The 1,847-nt window shown below is 71.0% G+C and carries 4 protein-coding genes; all 4 read right to left on the minus strand.

What is annotated here, in order from left to right; genetic code table 11:
- On the minus strand, window positions 1-311 hold a 311-nt coding region (locus tag P409_RS40475; RefSeq protein WP_430515677.1), incomplete at its 3' end, for an alpha/beta fold hydrolase.
- Between the two features lie 68 nt (window positions 312-379).
- Entirely contained in the window at window positions 380-817 is a 438-nt protein-coding gene (locus P409_RS33290) for a YybH family protein (RefSeq protein ID WP_034848774.1), read from the minus strand.
- Window positions 818-850: 33 nt separating this feature from the next.
- The gene (locus P409_RS33295) at window positions 851-1,387 is read right to left on the minus strand and encodes a hypothetical protein (protein WP_052121685.1); all 537 of its coding nucleotides are present in this window, start codon (window positions 1,385-1,387) and stop codon (window positions 851-853) included.
- A 76-nt stretch (window positions 1,388-1,463) separates the two neighbouring features.
- Complete coding sequence (locus P409_RS36695; RefSeq protein ID WP_052121686.1) at window positions 1,464-1,820, minus strand: sarcosine oxidase subunit gamma family protein; 357 nt, start codon at window positions 1,818-1,820, stop codon at window positions 1,464-1,466.
- Between the last annotated feature and the right edge of the window lie 27 nt (window positions 1,821-1,847).

The raw sequence follows: 1,847 nt of genomic DNA on the forward strand, positions 1-1,847 counted from the left end.
GAACCGCCATAGCCCCGCGCGTCCATGACATAGACGGCGCGGCCCAGCCGCTCGGCCAGATCCGCGGCCAGGGAGCCGCCCGGGACGTCGAGATCGAACGAGGCGATCCCCGGCACGCGGGCGCCATGCACCAGGATGATCGGCTCGCCGGCGCCGCCGTCGCGCGGCCGCACCTCGCGGACCCGGATGCCGATGCCGTCCGCGGTCGTGGCCCGCAGCTCGTCGCGGACGAGGTCCGAAGCCGCCTGGGCGGGGCCGGCGGCAAGGGCCATGGCGAGAAGGGCGGCTCGGGACGCGTGCAGGACGGACACGGCTTCCTCCGGGGCTGGTGGGCTCCGCCCTGTTTGGCGATTCGTGTCTGATCGATCAAATATCGCGTCTACTCGCTTTGATACGTCTCCGGTATCAGCGGAGGCTCGGCTCCTCCGGCCGCGGCGGGCTGCACGGTCAGCAGGTTGGCGTCGCGGGTCAGCAGCCAGCGCCCGTCCGGCTGCTTCCTCAGGATGGTCAGGGTCCAGCCCGTGCGGCGCACCCGCTGGCCGACCGGCGGGATCATGGTGATGTCGAGATGGCTGCGCAGATACGCCCAGTCGCCCAGCACCTGCAGCTCGCGGATCTCGCCGCCGCCCTCGATGCGGAACTCCGACTGGCCGGCCGAGGCCGCGGCGAAGGCCTCCTTGCCGAAGGGTTCGTGGCCGGGGACCATGAAGACGGCGTCGTCCGACATCAGGCTCAGGACTGTCGTCGTGTCGCCGGCCTTGCTGGCCGCCATCCAGGTCTCGACCAGGTCGCGGATCGCACGCTCGTCATCCGTCATCGCAGGCCTCTCCGGTTGCGGGACGGAAGCAATCTAGCCGGAACCGGCGGCGCGGCCAGCCCCTGGACCCGCCGGTTCTCGGATCCTTCGGGCCTGGAACTCGGCCACCCGGTGCCAGTCGCGTTCGCCGTCCACCGACCGCTCGGCTCGCCAGGTGAAGCTGTCCGGTGTGATCTCGCGGAAGCTCCAGCGGATGGCGGCGCCGCTGTTGTCCCGGCCGAGCTGCACGATGTCGCGGCCTTCGGCCCGGCCGAGCTGGCGGGTGTAGAGCTGCTTCAGCGGGTCGTGCCACAGGATGTGCCAGGCATCGAGGCCGGGGTCGTAGATGCGCAGCGTGGTGCCGAAGAAGGCGCCGGGCAGGATCCAGACATCCTGGATGGCGCGGCCGTTCAGCGCCCAGCCGAAATGGATCTCGCCGCTTCCGGGCGTGGCGGTGCCGTCCTCGGCGAACAGGCGGGTGTCCATCTCCCAGTCGCCGATCAGCCAGCCATACAGGCCCATCTTCTCGGCCAGATCCGGCGCCGGGCCGTCGGCGAACAGGGCGGCCTGCAGGGAGGGATAGCGGGGCATGGAAGCTCTCCGGAGCGTTCGGGGAGCCATGGATTAGGCCGCCATGCCGTGCTGTCGCTTGGAGAAAATTGCGCTCCTACTTCAGCCGCACCAGTCGGGGCGATTCCTGCGGCGGGGGCGGGCGGTGCAGCACGGCCGGGTCGATCCGGGCGCCATACTCCAGCGCGCCGTCGGCCAGGGCGCCGAGGGCGAATTCGGCATAGGATACCGGCAGCAGCAGGTCGAAGGCGTCGGCCCCGGCGCGCTGCAGATGCATCCGCACATGCTCCAGCTTGGCGGTGGCGAAGTCGCCCTCGGCCAGCATGTCCGGATGCAGGTCGATCGCGGCCAGCTTGGCCAACAGGTCGCGCGAGCGCGGGCCATCCAGCCTGAGGCCGACATAGCCGCCGGTGCTGGGCACCGCCGCGACATCGGCCGGCAACTCGGGCAGCATCGCGCCGGCCTCGGCGAGTCAGCAGCC

The sequence above is a fragment of the Inquilinus limosus MP06 genome (assembly GCF_000767795.1).
GTDB lineage: Bacteria > Pseudomonadota > Alphaproteobacteria > DSM-16000 > Inquilinaceae > Inquilinus > Inquilinus limosus_E.